This is a genomic window from Clostridium sp. HBUAS56017, assembly GCF_007115085.1.
Lineage (GTDB): Bacteria > Bacillota > Clostridia > Clostridiales > Clostridiaceae > Clostridium > Clostridium cibarium.
The window spans coordinates 14962-30601 of record NZ_SULK01000032.1 but is presented as its reverse complement, the minus strand read 5'-3'; the positions used below and the strand labels follow the sequence as shown (position 1 = coordinate 30601).

The window sequence follows — 15640 nt, the reverse complement described above, 5'->3', positions numbered from 1 at the left end:
TTCACGCTAGTCACGATAGAGTTACCCCGAATGGATGGGGTAGTCTAACGACAATGTATCACGCAACTTCTTGTCACACTTGAAAACTGCGATCACTATGAAATAGTGGCTCAGCAGCTGGATTATTAGCAATAGCTTTGTCGAGGGTATCAAATACCAATTTATTATTATTTGAATAACCCAGTACATAAGAAACAATACTATTATCACCTAAATCTAATATTGCACTTAAGTAAGCTTTTTTTCCATTAGTTAATTTAAATTCCGTAACGTCAGTTAACCATTTTTCATTAGGTTTGTTTGCCATAAAATCTCTATTCAATACATTTTTAGCTGTAATTTGCGGAGTACTATAAATATATTTTCTTCTTTTCTTACGAATTACGGATGTAAGTTTTATAGATCTCATAAGTCTATAAATACGCTTGTGATTAAAACTCGAATTCAATCTCCTATTAACATTTAACATTATACGTCTATATCCATAAATATCGTTGACTTCTGAATAGATTTTTAGAATTTCATCTAAAATAACAGCATTTTCTTTATCTCTTGAAGTTAGTTTGTGATTTAACCACTTATAATAAGCAGAACGTGTAACTTTTGCACACTTACATAAATCACATATTGAATATCCAAGTTCATGTAATTCTTTTATTGCAATGTACCTATTCTTTTGAGGAACATTTGATTTATCTACCGCCTTTCTATCTCCTGTAATTTTTTTAAGAAATCATTCTCCATTTTTAAACGTCTATTTTCTGCTTCTAGAATCTTAAATTGTGCAGAAATTTTTTGAGATTCACTTAATTCTTCAAATGATTTATGCTTACCGCGTCTATCGACTAGCGCGTCAACGCCATTCGCAATATACTTCCTTACCCAAGTATAAACTTGATTATATGAAATTTTATATTCATTAGCAGTTAATTTATAATCATTGTTGTTAGAAATGCAAAATGCAACAATTTGTATTCTTTCTTCATAAGTAGTTTTTCTTCCATTGGTCATAATAGTAGCTCCTTGTGTATTATGAGTTTTAAATGTCTTATGACCATTATAATTTTTTATCCAACGTATGAGAACTGAATGAGATGATATATTATGGAGAATACAAATATCATACAAAGATCCTTTCTCGTTAATGTAATCAGTTACAGCTTTAACTTTAACCTCAGGAGGATAACAAGTATTTTTGTTCTTAGTTATTAGTGCTTCTGAACCAAAAGATTTATACTTGCGTATCCAGTCTTCCACTGAATGACAATTAACTTGTAATTCACAAGCTATTTGTTTTACACTTTTTTCTCCTGCTAGATACTCCTTAACAACTTTTATCTTAATTTCAGGTGATGCCTTGACTTTTCTTCCCATGATATAATGCTCCCTTCATAGCAACAGTTTTTTATTTTAACTGTCTACTATAAAGGGAGCATATCATTATTTTATCACTGGTCTTTAAAATTAACTCATCATTGCGGCTGCTGCACCAAGAAGAACTTTTAAATCTGTTTCTCCTTTGTAAAAAGGTGGAATAATCTTTGTATCATGTAAGTCATAGAATGTGTAAACAGCTTCTTGTGCTGTACGGACAGACATTTCTATTGTGAATGATACAACATCAGGTAATTCCACATATTGTCCTAAAAATGCTAAATTAGTTGAGCATTTTGGAATAACTAATGGACGATCTGTTTTATTACGAGTCATAAAGTGAGCTGTAATATAAGGCATTATACATGGCAAACAAATTGTTGTTTTAAGGAATTCAGATGCTTCATCAATCCATCCAAGTTGATAGCAAAGTTCCATAAATATTTCTTCACCAGTACATTCAAGCATTGGTTTTTTAATATAGTCACCTGGTTTTTCAGGGTGAAGTGCATATCCCCAGAATACTTCAACATCCTCTGGTTGATTAATGTAGTGGGGTTGCTTTGGAACTACTATACTCATAAACCATCCTGAATCTTTAAATGTCATTAAAGCACCTGTTCCAGGTTTGTTGCTTGAGTATTCAACATATTTTTTTAAGAACTTCTTATCCTTTAAAGTTACTGTGAATGATTGCCATACTGATTCTGGAATGTTATTGCAGAAAGGAGTTGGATTACCGAACTCAGGAGTTTTCTTAGCTAAATTTTCCCATAGGGCCCAACAACCATTTCCTTCTTTTGTAGGAGCAGGAGCTGGCTTGTCCATAGTTCCTATAGTTGCATTTTCAGTCATAGAACCGTTTGTAACAAATACAAGATCATTGTCATTAACAGAAATAATTTCTTCCCTATTATTTCTAATTAGATGAATTGCTTTTGCAGTCATTTCTCCATTTTCTTCCTTGAAATCAATATCAACTACTTTACTTGCGTTTTGGAACTTAACACCTAGTTTCTCAAGATGTTTTTGTATTGGTAATATTATTGAATCGTATTGATTATAAGGGGTTCTATGTACACCTGCCAATGTATTAATTCTAGGCATTTCGTTTATAAAAGCATGTGCATATCTTTTAAATTCAAAAGCACTATGCCAAGGTTGAAAGGCAAATGTTGTAGCCCACATATACCAAAAATTAGTTTCAAAGAAATGAGGTGAAAATAATTGATCAATTCTAACAGGTGCAAGTTTATCTTCGTCGGCAAGAAGTAATTTCACCATAGATACTCTATCATCGTTATTTAGTCCTAATGAGCTAACATCTAGTATATTATGATCTTCACCAATTAAACGTGCATGAGAACAAGTTTTTGTTTCATTACTAAATTTATATATTTCATCCCTAACTGTTGTTTGAGAATCGGTTAAAGATGGAATTGAATTTAGCATATCTAAGATAGCTGTATAATGTTCATAGTTGATCATTCTTCCGCCTCTAATCATATATCCATCTTCAGCATTTCCAGACCCATCACAACTACCACCATCAATGTTAAGTTCTTCAAAAATTGTGATATCTTCGCCCTTTACTCTAGCATCTCGAGTAAGGAATATTGCTCCTGCCATAGATGCAAGTCCACCACCTACGAAATATACTTTAGTATTTTCATTAACTTTGTATTTTTTAGTCATTATAAGTCCTCCTTAATATAAATGTTATTTCAACGTATATCCAATTAATATATAATTTGGATAATATAAATATAACATTAGAGATAAGAATATGTGTAGATAAACTATTAATAAATCGTTAATAATAGTAAAAAAAGTTAAAATATATAGTAAGTGGGGAATATAAATTATTCTAAAAATTATATTTTATGGTATAATATAGGATATGATTAAATTGATAAGATGAAAATTTAATAGTAGAGGCCAATAATGAAGCAAAGATTCTTATTAGAAGTATTAAAATATTCAGTTTTAATAAACTATTTTTCATACAATAGACGTATTAAAGGTTTAAGCAAAGGAGAGAAAAAGTTTTGAAAGTAAAGAAGAAATTAAAATTCTTATTTCCGTTATTATTTTGTATATTATTACAATTATCAATTATATATTTTTTTAGGATAGACAACAGTATATTATCTAGATCTTTTCAAAAAGTAGATGAGGAACAAAATAATTGGAGTGAAGATTCAAATATAGGAAATTTAATTTCATGGACAATTATAATTTTTTTAGCTGGTGGCGAATTAGTTATATATAAAGCGTGCATTGATAATGATATTGAAGAAAAGGTAAAACTTATTGAAGATTCTGAAGAATATTTTTGTGATTGGAACTATGTAGATATTGAAGATAGAACTGAGGAAATATTTTATAAGATTCAAGAGGCGTGGACTAAGCGTAATATAGATATTGCAAAAGATTACATAAGTGAAAGTATTTATAATGAATATAAAAAAGAAATAGACTATATGAAAAAAGAGCATAGTATTAACATACTAAGCAAGATTAGATTAATTACAACTAGATCTGTAGGAATGATTAAATATAATTATAAAAAAGATTATATGTGGTTCTATATTGAGGCTTCAATGATTGATTATAAAATAAGTGATATAACAGGAGAAATTGTTGAAGGTGATACTAATCGAAAAAGGATATTTGAATATTGGAAAGTTGCCCTAGTTGGTGAAGAATGGGTTTTAGATGAGAGATTGTTAAAAGAAGAAGTAGATCAAAGAAAATTTTTAAGCATGGTTTCCCCAAATTAAATAAGGATACTAGTCTTAAAAGATTAGTATCCTTATTTAATGTTAGTGCTTTAACAAATTAAGTTGAGATTCTGTAACACCCCATATTACTTTATTGAAATCATCATCACTGGTGTTCAGTATCCATTTGTTATTTTCTTTTGATAAGTTTAATGTTCCCTTACGATCTTCTGGTTCTGAATTTTTAATTCCCTCGATTAGAATTTCAGTAATCCTATTTTTTAAATCAGCTTTATTTAAAGAACGTAATTCAGGAGTAGACTCAATTTTATCTAACAAGTATTTCATTGATGAAGATAAAGAAATACCTTTAACACTTACAGAAACTGTGGCAGAGTTTGAGTCAATAGACTCATCTGTTGTTTCTACTTCAAGTTTAGATAAGGCGTCAGATAAAATATCTGTTGTTTCTTTAGTCAATGAGTCGTTACTACTGTCTGCAATTAATGGAACAATTTCTTTGCTTAATTCAGAATTTGTTGCTGATTTAATGTTATTAAAATAATCATTTACAACAGAAGTTGGTTTATCAATTTTCCCGCATCCACATAATAGAAAAATTGAAAAAGCTAATAGTAATGATAAGGTTTTTTTCATAACAAATTCCCCCTAATTTTATATAACTTCCCAAGCAAAAGTATACACTATTATTACAGTTATGTAAATAAAGTGTAAAGAAATATACTAAACATAATTTATATGTATTTATTAGTCAAAATACATAATTAAATAGAAAAATAAGAAATATATTGAGACTGTATAAATTGAAGTAGGCAAAAAGGTTGTGTCAATATAGGATTAGGAGTAGAAATGGAATATATAGCTGCAAAAAATATAATATCAAATTATAGTCAGAATAACATATGGTTTGGAGTAAATTACAATATGGATATTTATAAGGGATGTTGTCATGGATGTATATATTGTGATTCCAGAAGTGATTGTTATAAGATTAGTAATTTTGAAAAGGTTAGAGTTAAAAAGGATTCTATAAATATAATAAGAAGGGAATTAAGAGGAGAAAAAAGAAAAGGCGTAGTAGGAACAGGAGCAATGAGTGATCCTTATAACCCATATGAGAAAAAGTTAAAGTTAACTAGATCGGCATTAGAGGAAATAAATACATTAAATTTTGGGGTGTCAATTGCGACAAAGAGTTCATTAATTATAAGAGATATAGATATATTAAAAAAGATACAAGAACATTCTCCTGTAATAGTAAAAATAACAATAACAACATATGATGATGAACTATGTAAAAAAATTGAACCTAATGTATGCTCATCTTCAGAGAGATTTGATGCTATAAAAGTGTTAGCTGAAAGTGGAATTTATACTGGAGTATTATTTATGCCAGTATTACCTTTTATTAATGATGATGCAGAGAATATAGAGAATATAGTGAAAAAAGCTTATGAGTCTGGAGCAAAATTTATTTATTCTACAGGAATTGGGGTAACATTGAGAAACTATCAAAGACAATATTATTACGAAAAATTAGCTGAAATTTTTCATGATGAAAAACTTGTAAAAAAATATATTGATACATATGGAAATGACTATGAGTGTAGATCAAAATGGGCTGATTCTTTATGGAAAGTTTTTGTTAATGAATGTAATAAATATGGAATATGTTATAAAATGAAAGATATAATAAAGGGTTATAAAAAATATTATGAAGAAGAACAATTAAGTTGGTTTTAAAAAGTGTTTAGATAAGGGAGGAAAAAAATGAATGAATGGATTAATGAAAGTATATTTTATCATATTTACCCATTAGGTTTTTGTGGAGCACCAAAGATTAATAATGAAAAGAAATCAGTAAATAGAATTAATAAAGTATTGGAATGGATACCACATTTAAAAAAGCTTTCTATTAATGCTATTTATTTTGGTCCTATATTTGAATCAAGTGAACACGGATATGATACAAAGGATTATTTTATGATAGATAAAAGACTGGGAACTAATATAGATTTTAAAAAAGTTTGTAAAGAACTTCATAAGGAAGATATAAAGATAGTTTTAGATGGGGTTTTTAATCATGTTGGAAGAGAATTTTGGGCCTTTGAAGATCTTAAAAAGAATAGAGAAAAATCTTTATATATCAATTGGTTTAAGAATGTAAATTTCAATGAAAAAAGCCCTATGGGAGATGATTTTACCTACGAAGGGTGGAATGGTCATTATAATTTAGTTAAATTAAATATTATGAATAAAGAAGTTATGGATTATATATTTGAGGTTATTAAGTTTTGGATAGAAGAATTTGAAATTGATGGCTTAAGATTAGATGCAGCGGATTATATGGATAGAAACTTTTTTGAATGTTTGAATACTTTTTGTAAAAGTAAGAAAAATGATTTTTGGTTAATGGGGGAAGTTATACATGGAGATTATAAATTATGGGCAAATGAGAAAATGCTAGATTCTGTGACAAATTACGAATGTTACAAAGGAATTTACTCTTCACATAATGAAAAGAATTATTTTGAAATAGCATATTCAATGAATAGACAGCATGGGAATTTTGGAATATATAAAGACTTACATCTTTATAATTTTGTCGACAATCATGATGTTAATAGAATAGCTAGCACTTTAAAAGATAAGAAGCATTTGTACAATGTATATACTTTATTATACTGTATGCCAGGAATTCCTTCGATTTACTATGGAAGTGAATGGGGATTAGAAGGCATAAAGCATGATGGCTTGGATGATGATTTGAGACCTAGTCTTGATATCAATAATATATTAAATAAAAATGAAAAACTATATTTGCATATAAAGAAGTTAGGCAAATTGAGAAGAGAGTTAGAAGTTATAAGAAATGGAGATTTTTCTGAGATAGTTACAAAAAATTTTCAACTTATCTTTAAGAGGTCATATAATGGAAAAAATATATATGTAGTATTAAATCTTTCAGATAAGGAGGAGAAGTTGGAATTTAGGATAGGTGATAATAAGAAGTTAGTAAATAGGCTTAATGAAGATGAAATAATAAAAGTATTAGAAGGAAAAGTTAGTATAATGGCAAAACCTTATGATAGCAAAATATTGGAAGAGCAAGAAACTTAGTTAGTTTCTTGTTTTTACATAAGAATAATATAATAATTGATTAAAAAAGAGATATTAGAGGAATTGATATGAATTATGATTTATTACGAGAAAAGTGGTGGAGTTCATCAAGTTTGCCCAATTTTAATATAGAAAAAATAAGTTTATCAGATAAAGTGAAAAAAGAGAAACAGTTTGATGTTATTTGGGAAAAGGTTAGTAGCTATATTGATTCTAAACCAATGGGAAAAGAAAATTTTGAAGAATGGAGTAAGGAAGGCGAGAAGTTACTTAAAAAGTATATAAAAAATGACCCGATTTTTAAACTGCAGTATATGGATGAGCATGTAAGGGATGGCATGATAGAAAGTACAAAAAAATTTATAAATATGGCAAAAGAATTTGACAATGATATAAGTATATATTGCATTGGACAAGCGACGAGAAATGTATGGATTGCTAATATTCTTCAAGCTATTTTCTTTAATAAAGTGGAGTTTAATAAAGCAGTATATGGGTATAGTATGTTATATCCATATACTGATAATTATTTAGATGATGTAAATGTTAGTATGATAGATAAGATAAAATTTAATGATAGACTGCTTAATAGATTAAAGGGAGGGAAACGGCTGGATATTACAGATAATGAGATAAAGATAGATAAAATGATTGAATGTATAGAGATGATTTTTGATAGAAAAACGTATACTAAGGTTTATTATAGTCTAATAAATATACAAGAGGGACAAATAAATAGTTTAGAGCAGCAAGAAAATGTAACAATTCCTTATGAAAATGATATACTTGGAATTTCTATCAAGAAAGGAAGTGCATCAGTTTTAGTAGATGGATATTTAATAAATGGAGAACTATCAAAAGAACAAGAGGACTTCTGCCTAGGTTATGGATTCTTACTTCAAATAGGGGATGATCTTCAAGATATTGAGAATGATCTAAAAAATAATCATATGACTATAATGTCGCAGCTAGCTAATAAATATTGCTTAGATAGATTAGCAAATAAACTGTTGAATTTTACCATTGATTTTATAGATGGACATAGTGTTTTAAATAATAAAACAAACTTGAAGAAATTAATAAAAAACAATTGTGTAATGTTAATATTATTTTCAATAGTAATGAGTAAAAATTTTTTTTCTGAAGAATATGTTAATAAAATTGAGGAATACCTGCCTTTTAGTATAAAATATATAGAGAATATAAGGATAAGGCTAGAAGAAAAGTTTAAAGGAAAGGATTTGAGTGTATGGAAGTAAATAAGATAGTGAGAGATGGTCATATACATTCGCCTTATTGTCCACATGGTACAAATGATGGTTTTGATAAATATGTGGAAAAAGCTTTAGAAAAAGGGTTGAAAGAAATTTCTTTTACAGAACATATGCCTTTACCAAAAGGATTTATAGATGAAAAAATAATATTAGAAAGTTCTCCAAAGGAAGAGGAATTTATTAAATACTTAGTAGAATTAGAGCAGGTTAAAAAAAAATATGGAGGAAAGATTAAAATAAATATTGGCACAGAGATAGATTATATTGAAGGACTTGAAAAACAGACTAGAGAAATTTTATATAAGTATGGAATGAACATAGAAGATAGTATACTTTCAGTACATTTTTTGAAAATTGATAGTAAATATTATTGTATAGACTATAATAAAGCAGTTTTTAATGAAGTTATAGAGGCTATTGGAAGTTTAGAAAAGTTATATGATAAATATTTTCAGACCTTATTAAAATCTATAAAATCAGACATGGGTATATTTAAACCGAAAAGGATAGGACATTCTACCTTAGTAAGAATATTTAATAAAGAATTTCCATTTGAATATAAAAATAGAGAACTTCTTGAGGAAATAGTAAAAGAGATAAAGGATAGAAATTATGAAATAGATCATAATACAGCAGGAATAAGAAAAGAATATTGCAGAGAAGAGTATCCTTCAGGAATATTGATGGAACTAATAAAAAAATATAATATTACAGAAGTATATGGTTCTGATGCACATAGAGCAGAAGATGTAGCATATGAATTTAATTAATAAGTTATTATAATAAAAAAGCTCCATTGGCGGTTAAGAAACCTTCAATGGAGTTCTTTTATTTATATTAAATAAGAGTTTTAATTCCTATAAGTTCAATGGAAGGTGACAAAAAATTATTTTGGGGAGGCTCTGTTTTTTCTAAATAGGACCTAAGATACTTTCTATTATCATCAGGGAAAATAGTAGCTATTTCAGCATCAGATCCTAATATATCTAAAGCTTTTACACATCCTAAAAAATTAGCACCAGAAGATATGCCTACTCCTAAACCTAGCTTAGATGCCAGCATTTGTGCCATTATTATTGCATCTCCATCATCAATTGAAATAATTTTATGGAGTTTATCAAGTTTTAATAATGGCGGAATAAATTCATCTGCAATTCCTTGAATTCTATGTTTACAAAATTCTTTTTTAGCTGAAAGAATAGGAGAATTTAATGGTTCAATGGGGTAGAGTTTTATTGAATTATTATATTCATTTAAGTATTTCCCAACTCCCATTAAAGTTCCGCCAGTACCAACACCAGCAACAAAGGCAGAAGGAGATATATTATTTTTTAGAAGGATATTTAGTATTTCTGGACCAGTTGATAAATAATGAGCAGAAATATTATCTTCATTAGAAAATTGTGATGGTAGGAATATATTGTTATTTGTATTAGCTCTTTCTATTATTTGAACTATACATTCTAAGAAACCACCATCACTTTGAGAAATTAAATGAAGTTTCGCTCCAAAACTTTTTAATATCAGTTTACTTTCTTCACTGATCCAATCTGGCGTGTATATTTCAACTTTATTTCCAAGATAAGTACCAATGGCAGAAAAAGAAATTCCTGCATTTCCACTAGTTGCTTCGATGATAGTATAATTATTTTTTATATGAGCTTTGTTATAGGCTTTTTTTAATATGTACAAAGCCATTCTATCTTTAATGCTTCCAGTATAATTATAGTATTCAAGTTTTGAATAGATTTTACATTCCTTATGCTTATAATTAAAATCGATTTCAATAAGTGGAGTTTTACCAATAAGTTTTTCTAGTTCGGCAATTTTATCAGGAACCGTATCCATATAGTCTCCTTAATTTTAATGCTAGTTAATATATGTATATGTTGAGTTTATAAATATTGACAATAATATTTAATTATCCAAATATAATGATATAATGTTATTTAAGAAAAAGTATATTATATGTAAGTAGTAAAAGCCATTTTATATAAGGAGGAATTGAGATGTTAAAATATGAAGAAATTGCGTTGGATATACAACATAAGATAAATAGTGGTGAATATTTGCCAAATGATCAATTACCTTTAGAAAAAGAAATGTGTGTACAATATGGTGTGAGTAGAATAACGATAAAAAAGGCTATGGATAAACTTGTAATGAGTGGCTCAGTAGTAAAAAGAAGAGGATCAGGAACATTTGTTAAAGATGTGGATTATAACGAAGTTTCAGATGTAAGTGCATCAAGTCAATTCACAGGTTTTTCTGGAAATTTTAAAAATAAAGAAATAGTTTCAAAGATTATTGAATTTCAAGTAATTAATCCAACAGAAGAGATTGCAAATAAATTAAAGATGGAAACAGATGAATTTGTTTACTATATATGTCGTGTTAGATATGCTGATAATGATCCATATGTAATTGAATATACCTATATGCCAATCGATATAATTCCAGGTCTTAAAAAAGATGTGTTAAGAAATTCAATTTATAAATACATAGAAGAAACATTAAAACTTAAAATAAAAAGTGCTCACAGAACTGTGAGAGCATTATTACCTAATGAATTAGAACAAGAAAATTTAGAAATTGCAGAGAATTTTCCAATACTAGAGGTTGAGCAAATTGCATTTTTAGATAATGGACAGCCATATGAATATTCAAAATCACATCATAGAAGTGATAGATTTGAATTTAAAAGTATAAGTGTAAGGTAATAAATGTAATGGATTCCAAGGTGAATAAAATCACTATAATGGTAGTATCTGTAGTTTGATTTCTATTTATAAAAGCTATGTATATGAGTGGATTTAAGTTAGAGAAAAAGGGTCAAACAGAAGAACAATTTCAATCATAAAATATATATTTAAAAGGAGAGTGAATTTAAATTTACTCTTCTTTTTTTTTGCCTATTTATGATAGTATATAAGTATTATTTAAATAAGTGAGGGATTTTATGAGTTTTGAGTTGGAAATTAGAGAAAAGGATGGAAGTATGATTAGTGTAAAGTTTAAGATCCTTGATGAGAGTTATCTAGATAAAATAATGGACCTGCAAGATGAAATAATGGAAGGACTTAAGGAAAAAGAATGGTATTCACCTTCAAGTAAAGAGGAATTTAAGAAGAGCATTAGGGAAAATGGAAAGATATTAGGGTGCCTTCTAGATGATGATTCGTTGATTGCTATGGGAGTATATTGTGAATATGGATACGATAATCATAATTATGGTTATGATTTAATGCTAGAAGGGGAAGAATTGTTAAGAGTTGGACAAATTGAATCAACTTTAGTAAGTGAAAAATATAGAGGTAATAGATTACAGAAAAAAATTTGTGAAGTATTAGAAAAAGAAGCTATAAAAAATAATATGAAAATTTTAAGTGCTACAGCATCTCCATATAATATTTATAGTGTAAATACATTTAAATCATTAAATTATACTATAGAAGCTGATAAGTTAAAATATGGTGGATTAAGAAGATATGTTTTTAAAAAGGAGATAAGAAATGAATTATTTTAAGGATCAGAAGTTTAAATCGAATTTAATATTGGCGACATGTATTATAATAGTAGCATATATTTTTATGAATCTAAATACTGTTGGAAATTTATTAAATGTAGGCATAGGAATTATAAAACCGTTTCTAATAGGTATGGGGGTTGCTTTTGTGTTAAATTTACCTATGAAATTTTTTGAAGATAATGTTATAGGTAAGATTCTAGAAAAAGCTAAAATTAAAAATATGGATGGAATTAAAAGACCGTTAGCAATAATCATTACATTGTTTGTAATTATTGGCACAACGGTTGGTATAATATTATTTGTTATTCCACAGCTCATTGAAAGTGGTTCAACGCTAGTTAAAAATATTCCAAGCTATGTAAAATCTTTGCAAGACTTCGTTTCAACATATATGGGCTCCATGGGCTCAACGGAAATATTTAATGAGGTTTCAGAAAAGATATCATCAATGGGGGCCAACATTTTAAATATAATAGGACAAGTAACAGGTGGTTTAATTTCACAAATATTAAGTATAACTGTAGGGGTTACTTCAGCTATTTTTAATGTTTTTATGGGAATATTAATAGCTATATATATTCTAATTAGCAAAGAAAAGTTATCGATGCAAACTAAAAAATTGTTATATGCTTTTATGGAAAAGGATAAGGTTTCTAAGATACTTAAAGTAGCTGAAATATCAAATTATAAGTTTTCTAAGTTTGTTATTGGACAATGTGTAGAAGCAGTAATACTTGGTGGGTTATGCTTCATAGGTATGATAATATTTAAGATGCCTTATGCCATACTTGTAAGCACTATAATTGCAATCACTGCATTGATACCAATTTTTGGAGCTCTAATAGGAACAATACCAACCGCATTCATTATCTTAATAGTTAATCCTATGCAGGCGTTGTGGTTTATTGTACTTATTATAGTTATTCAACAAATAGAAGGTAATTTTATTTATCCTATGGTAGTAGGAAATTCAATTGGGCTTTCTGCTTTATGGGTATTACTTGCGATAACAGTAGGGGGAAGTACTTTTGGAATATTAGGAATATTAATCGGAACACCTCTTTTTGCAGTAATATATACGGTACTTGGTACAATAACTAATAATAGACTTAAAAATAAAGATATAAAATTATAGAAAAACATTTAAAATATTCATTGAGTAATATGTTAAAAAGAATAATAATATGTAATTATCATATTTGGAATTTAATAAAAAAAATATACTAGTTTTGTAAAAAAGTTTAATTTTATTATTAAAAAAAACAAATTTAATTAATAAATTTAAATAAATTGTTGACTAGTAAAATAATGTATAATAAAATATTATTAATATATTTTGAAAGAGCTTTTTATGATAATATAAAAAGCTTTTTACATTCTTACTAACTAAGGGGGACAAAAAAGTGAAAAAAAAGTCATGTATTGCGATGATAGTAGCTTCAGTAATGTCAGTAGCATTACTAGTGGGATGTGGGGCTAAGAATGAAAATAAAAAATATGTAATAGCAACAGATGCTAAGTTTGCTCCATTTTCGTTTGAAGAAAATGGAACATATAAAGGAATTGATGTAGAAATTCTAGATGCAATAGCTAAAGAAGAAGGATTTGAATATGAATTAAAGCCAATGGACTTTAATGGAATAATACCAGGTCTTACATCTAATCAATTAGATGGAGCAATATCTGCAATGAGTATTACAGATGAGAGAAAAAAAGCTCTAGATTTTTCAGATCCATATTTTGAATCAGGTTTATCAATAGTTACAAATAAAAATAATGTTGCTATCAATGGAGAGAGTGATATAAAAGGGAAAAGTGTTTCTGTAAAGAAAGGAACTGCAGGTGCTAAATTTGCAGAAGATAATAAGGATAAGTATGGATTGCAATTAAACTATTTTGAAGATTCTCCATCTATGTTCCAAGCAGTAGAAAATGGAAATACTGATTTTGCCTTAGAAGATTATCCTGTTATAGGGTACAAGATTAAGGTAGATGGAAATTCTAAGTTAAAGATGGTTGGTAATAAAGTTGACATATCAAACTATGGATTTGCTGTTAACAAAAATCAAAATAAAGATTTATTAAAGAAATTTAATGATGGACTTAAGAAGTTAAAAGATAGTGGAAAGTATGATGAGATAGTTAATCAATACATTTCAAAATAGTAAGGGGAGAAGTATGAATTTTTTAGAATTATTAAAAGATAGTATGCCAAGTTTATTAGATGGGTTGTTAGTAACTGTAAAAATATCTGTGGTATCACTAATATTTGCAGTAATAATTGGATTAGTATTTGGTATATTTACTATAAGTAAGTCAAAGATATTAAAAGCAATCGCTTCAGTATACATATTTATAATTAGAGGAACACCTCTAATCGTTCAAGCATTATTCTTATATTTTGGAGTTGGTCAACTTTTAGGAATAAGATTTGATCCAGAATTAGCAGGTATAATAGTATTAAGTTTAAATGCAGGAGCCTATATGGCAGAAATATTTAGAGGTGGTATAATGGCAGTTGATCCAGGTCAAATGGAGGCTGCAAGAAGTTTAGGGTTTAATTATTTTAAATCTATGAGAAAAATTATTTTACCTCAGGCAATTAAGGTAATGATACCATCTATAATAAATCAATTTATAGTAACAATAAAAGATACATCAATTTTAACAGTAATAAGTATAAGAGAGCTTACTCAAAGTGGGCAAATCATTATAGCCCAAAACTTTAAACCCTTCCAGATGTATGCAATAATAGCTGTAATGTATTTTATATTAATAACAGCATTAACTATTGTTTCTAAGTATATAGAAAGGAAGTTAAGTTATGGTAATAGAAGCTAAAAATCTTAAAAAACATTATGGAAATTTAGAAGTTCTTAAGGATATTTCTGTAGATGTAAAAGAAGGAGAAGTTGTCTGTATAATAGGACCATCAGGATCAGGAAAGAGTACATTCTTAAGATGTTTAAATGCTCTTGAAGTAATAGATGGTGGATCTATAAATATATTAGGGCAAAATATATCAGAACCAAGTTGTGATATAAATAAAGCGAGAGAAAATATAGGAATGGTTTTTCAATCATTTAATTTATTTCCGCACTTGACAGTAATGGAAAATATAACTTTAGCGCCAATTGATTTGAAGAAAATGCCTAAGGCCAAAGCACAAGAACTGGCATTATCTCTTTTAAAGAAGGTTGGGATAGATCATAAACAAGATGAATACCCTAATATGTTATCTGGAGGACAAAAGCAAAGGGTTGCTATAGCAAGAGCATTAGCAATGAATCCTAAGATAATGTTATTTGATGAACCTACTTCAGCATTAGATCCAGAAATGGTTGGGGAAGTATTAAAGGTAATGCAAGATTTAGCAAAGGAAGGAATGACAATGGTAGTTGTTACTCATGAAATGGGATTTGCTAAAGAAGTTGCTGATAGAGTAATATTTATGGACCAAGGATATATTATGGAAGAAGGTACGCCAAAAGATGTTTTTGAATCACCAAAAAATGATAGGTGTAAAGAATTCTTAAATAAAGTTATAGGCTAAATTAAAGAAATTTATAAGTTTTATAAAGAGCTTTTTATAATAAAAG

Annotated in this window: 16 protein-coding genes; 11 read left to right on the top strand and 5 right to left on the bottom strand. The window is 28.1% G+C overall.

All coding sequences use genetic code 11. The annotated features are described in order from the left end of the window. Positions 1 to 73 precede the first annotated feature (73 nt). The 3 genes from FAY47_RS18590 to FAY47_RS18580 all read right to left on the bottom strand — a co-directional run bounded on the left by FAY47_RS18590 (position 74) and on the right by FAY47_RS18580 (position 3069). The gene (locus FAY47_RS18590) at positions 74 to 721 is read right to left on the bottom strand and encodes an IS3 family transposase (protein WP_143318429.1); all 648 of its coding nucleotides are present in this window, start codon (positions 719 to 721) and stop codon (positions 74 to 76) included. Beyond that, positions 697 to 1374 carry a helix-turn-helix domain-containing protein gene (locus tag FAY47_RS18585; RefSeq protein WP_143318428.1) on the bottom strand — a complete coding sequence of 226 codons (678 nt, stop codon included), beginning with the start codon at positions 1372 to 1374 and terminating at the stop codon, positions 697 to 699. Before FAY47_RS18585 ends, FAY47_RS18590 begins: the two co-directional genes overlap by 25 nt. A gap of 90 nt (positions 1375 to 1464) precedes the next feature. Then, positions 1465 to 3069 (bottom strand): oleate hydratase, encoded by a 1605-nt coding sequence (locus FAY47_RS18580; RefSeq protein ID WP_143318427.1) that lies wholly within the window; start codon positions 3067 to 3069, stop codon positions 1465 to 1467. A gap of 353 nt (positions 3070 to 3422) precedes the next feature. Here FAY47_RS18580 and FAY47_RS18575 point away from each other — a divergent pair, with 353 nt between their 5' ends. Then, on the top strand, positions 3423 to 4157 hold the full coding sequence (locus tag FAY47_RS18575) for a TIM44-like domain-containing protein (RefSeq protein WP_143318426.1): 735 nt from the start codon (positions 3423 to 3425) through the stop codon (positions 4155 to 4157). Between the two features lie 42 nt (positions 4158 to 4199). On the opposite strand, the gene FAY47_RS18570 is transcribed toward FAY47_RS18575, so the two are convergent. Next, the gene (locus FAY47_RS18570) at positions 4200 to 4754 is read right to left on the bottom strand and encodes a hypothetical protein (RefSeq protein ID WP_143318425.1); all 555 of its coding nucleotides are present in this window, start codon (positions 4752 to 4754) and stop codon (positions 4200 to 4202) included. 213 nt (positions 4755 to 4967) lie between these two features. Here FAY47_RS18570 and FAY47_RS18565 point away from each other — a divergent pair, with 213 nt between their 5' ends. The 4 genes from FAY47_RS18565 (at position 4968) to hisJ (ending at position 9282) form a co-directional block, all read left to right on the top strand. Next, entirely contained in the window at positions 4968 to 5861 is an 894-nt protein-coding gene (locus FAY47_RS18565; protein ID WP_143318424.1) for a radical SAM protein, read from the top strand. A 27-nt stretch (positions 5862 to 5888) separates the two neighbouring features. Next, the gene (locus FAY47_RS18560; protein ID WP_143318423.1) at positions 5889 to 7238 is read left to right on the top strand and encodes an alpha-amylase family glycosyl hydrolase; all 1350 of its coding nucleotides are present in this window, start codon (positions 5889 to 5891) and stop codon (positions 7236 to 7238) included. A gap of 68 nt (positions 7239 to 7306) precedes the next feature. Further along, entirely contained in the window at positions 7307 to 8497 is a 1191-nt protein-coding gene (locus FAY47_RS18555; RefSeq protein ID WP_143318422.1) for a hypothetical protein, read from the top strand. Next, positions 8488 to 9282: a histidinol-phosphatase HisJ gene (gene hisJ, locus FAY47_RS18550; protein ID WP_143318421.1), complete on the top strand. Its 795-nt coding sequence runs from the start codon at positions 8488 to 8490 to the stop codon at positions 9280 to 9282. The genes FAY47_RS18555 and hisJ overlap by 10 nt, the downstream gene beginning before the upstream one ends. 67 nt (positions 9283 to 9349) lie before the next feature. Here hisJ and FAY47_RS18545 read toward each other — a convergent pair whose 3' ends face one another. Continuing rightward, entirely contained in the window at positions 9350 to 10360 is a 1011-nt protein-coding gene (locus FAY47_RS18545) for a cysteine synthase family protein (protein WP_143318420.1), read from the bottom strand. Between the two features lie 161 nt (positions 10361 to 10521). Between FAY47_RS18545 and FAY47_RS18540 the strand changes: the two genes are divergently transcribed. The 6 genes from FAY47_RS18540 (at position 10522) to FAY47_RS18515 (ending at position 15594) form a co-directional block, all read left to right on the top strand. Further along, positions 10522 to 11232, top strand: a complete 711-nt coding sequence (locus FAY47_RS18540) for a GntR family transcriptional regulator (protein ID WP_143318419.1) — start codon at positions 10522 to 10524, stop codon at positions 11230 to 11232. 239 nt (positions 11233 to 11471) lie between these two features. Then, positions 11472 to 12038: a GNAT family N-acetyltransferase gene (locus FAY47_RS18535; protein WP_143318418.1), complete on the top strand. Its 567-nt coding sequence runs from the start codon at positions 11472 to 11474 to the stop codon at positions 12036 to 12038. Then, positions 12025 to 13176: an AI-2E family transporter gene (locus FAY47_RS18530; protein ID WP_143318417.1), complete on the top strand. Its 1152-nt coding sequence runs from the start codon at positions 12025 to 12027 to the stop codon at positions 13174 to 13176. Before FAY47_RS18535 ends, FAY47_RS18530 begins: the two co-directional genes overlap by 14 nt. Positions 13177 to 13444: 268 nt before the next feature. After that, a complete protein-coding gene (locus FAY47_RS18525) occupies positions 13445 to 14206 on the top strand; it encodes a transporter substrate-binding domain-containing protein (RefSeq protein ID WP_143318416.1) in 762 nt (253 codons plus the stop codon). Positions 14207 to 14219: 13 nt separating this feature from the next. Beyond that, positions 14220 to 14882 carry an amino acid ABC transporter permease gene (locus FAY47_RS18520; protein ID WP_143318415.1) on the top strand — a complete coding sequence of 221 codons (663 nt, stop codon included), beginning with the start codon at positions 14220 to 14222 and terminating at the stop codon, positions 14880 to 14882. Then, positions 14866 to 15594, top strand: a complete 729-nt coding sequence (locus FAY47_RS18515) for an amino acid ABC transporter ATP-binding protein (protein WP_143318414.1) — start codon at positions 14866 to 14868, stop codon at positions 15592 to 15594. The genes FAY47_RS18520 and FAY47_RS18515 overlap by 17 nt, the downstream gene beginning before the upstream one ends. Positions 15595 to 15640 lie beyond the last annotated feature (46 nt).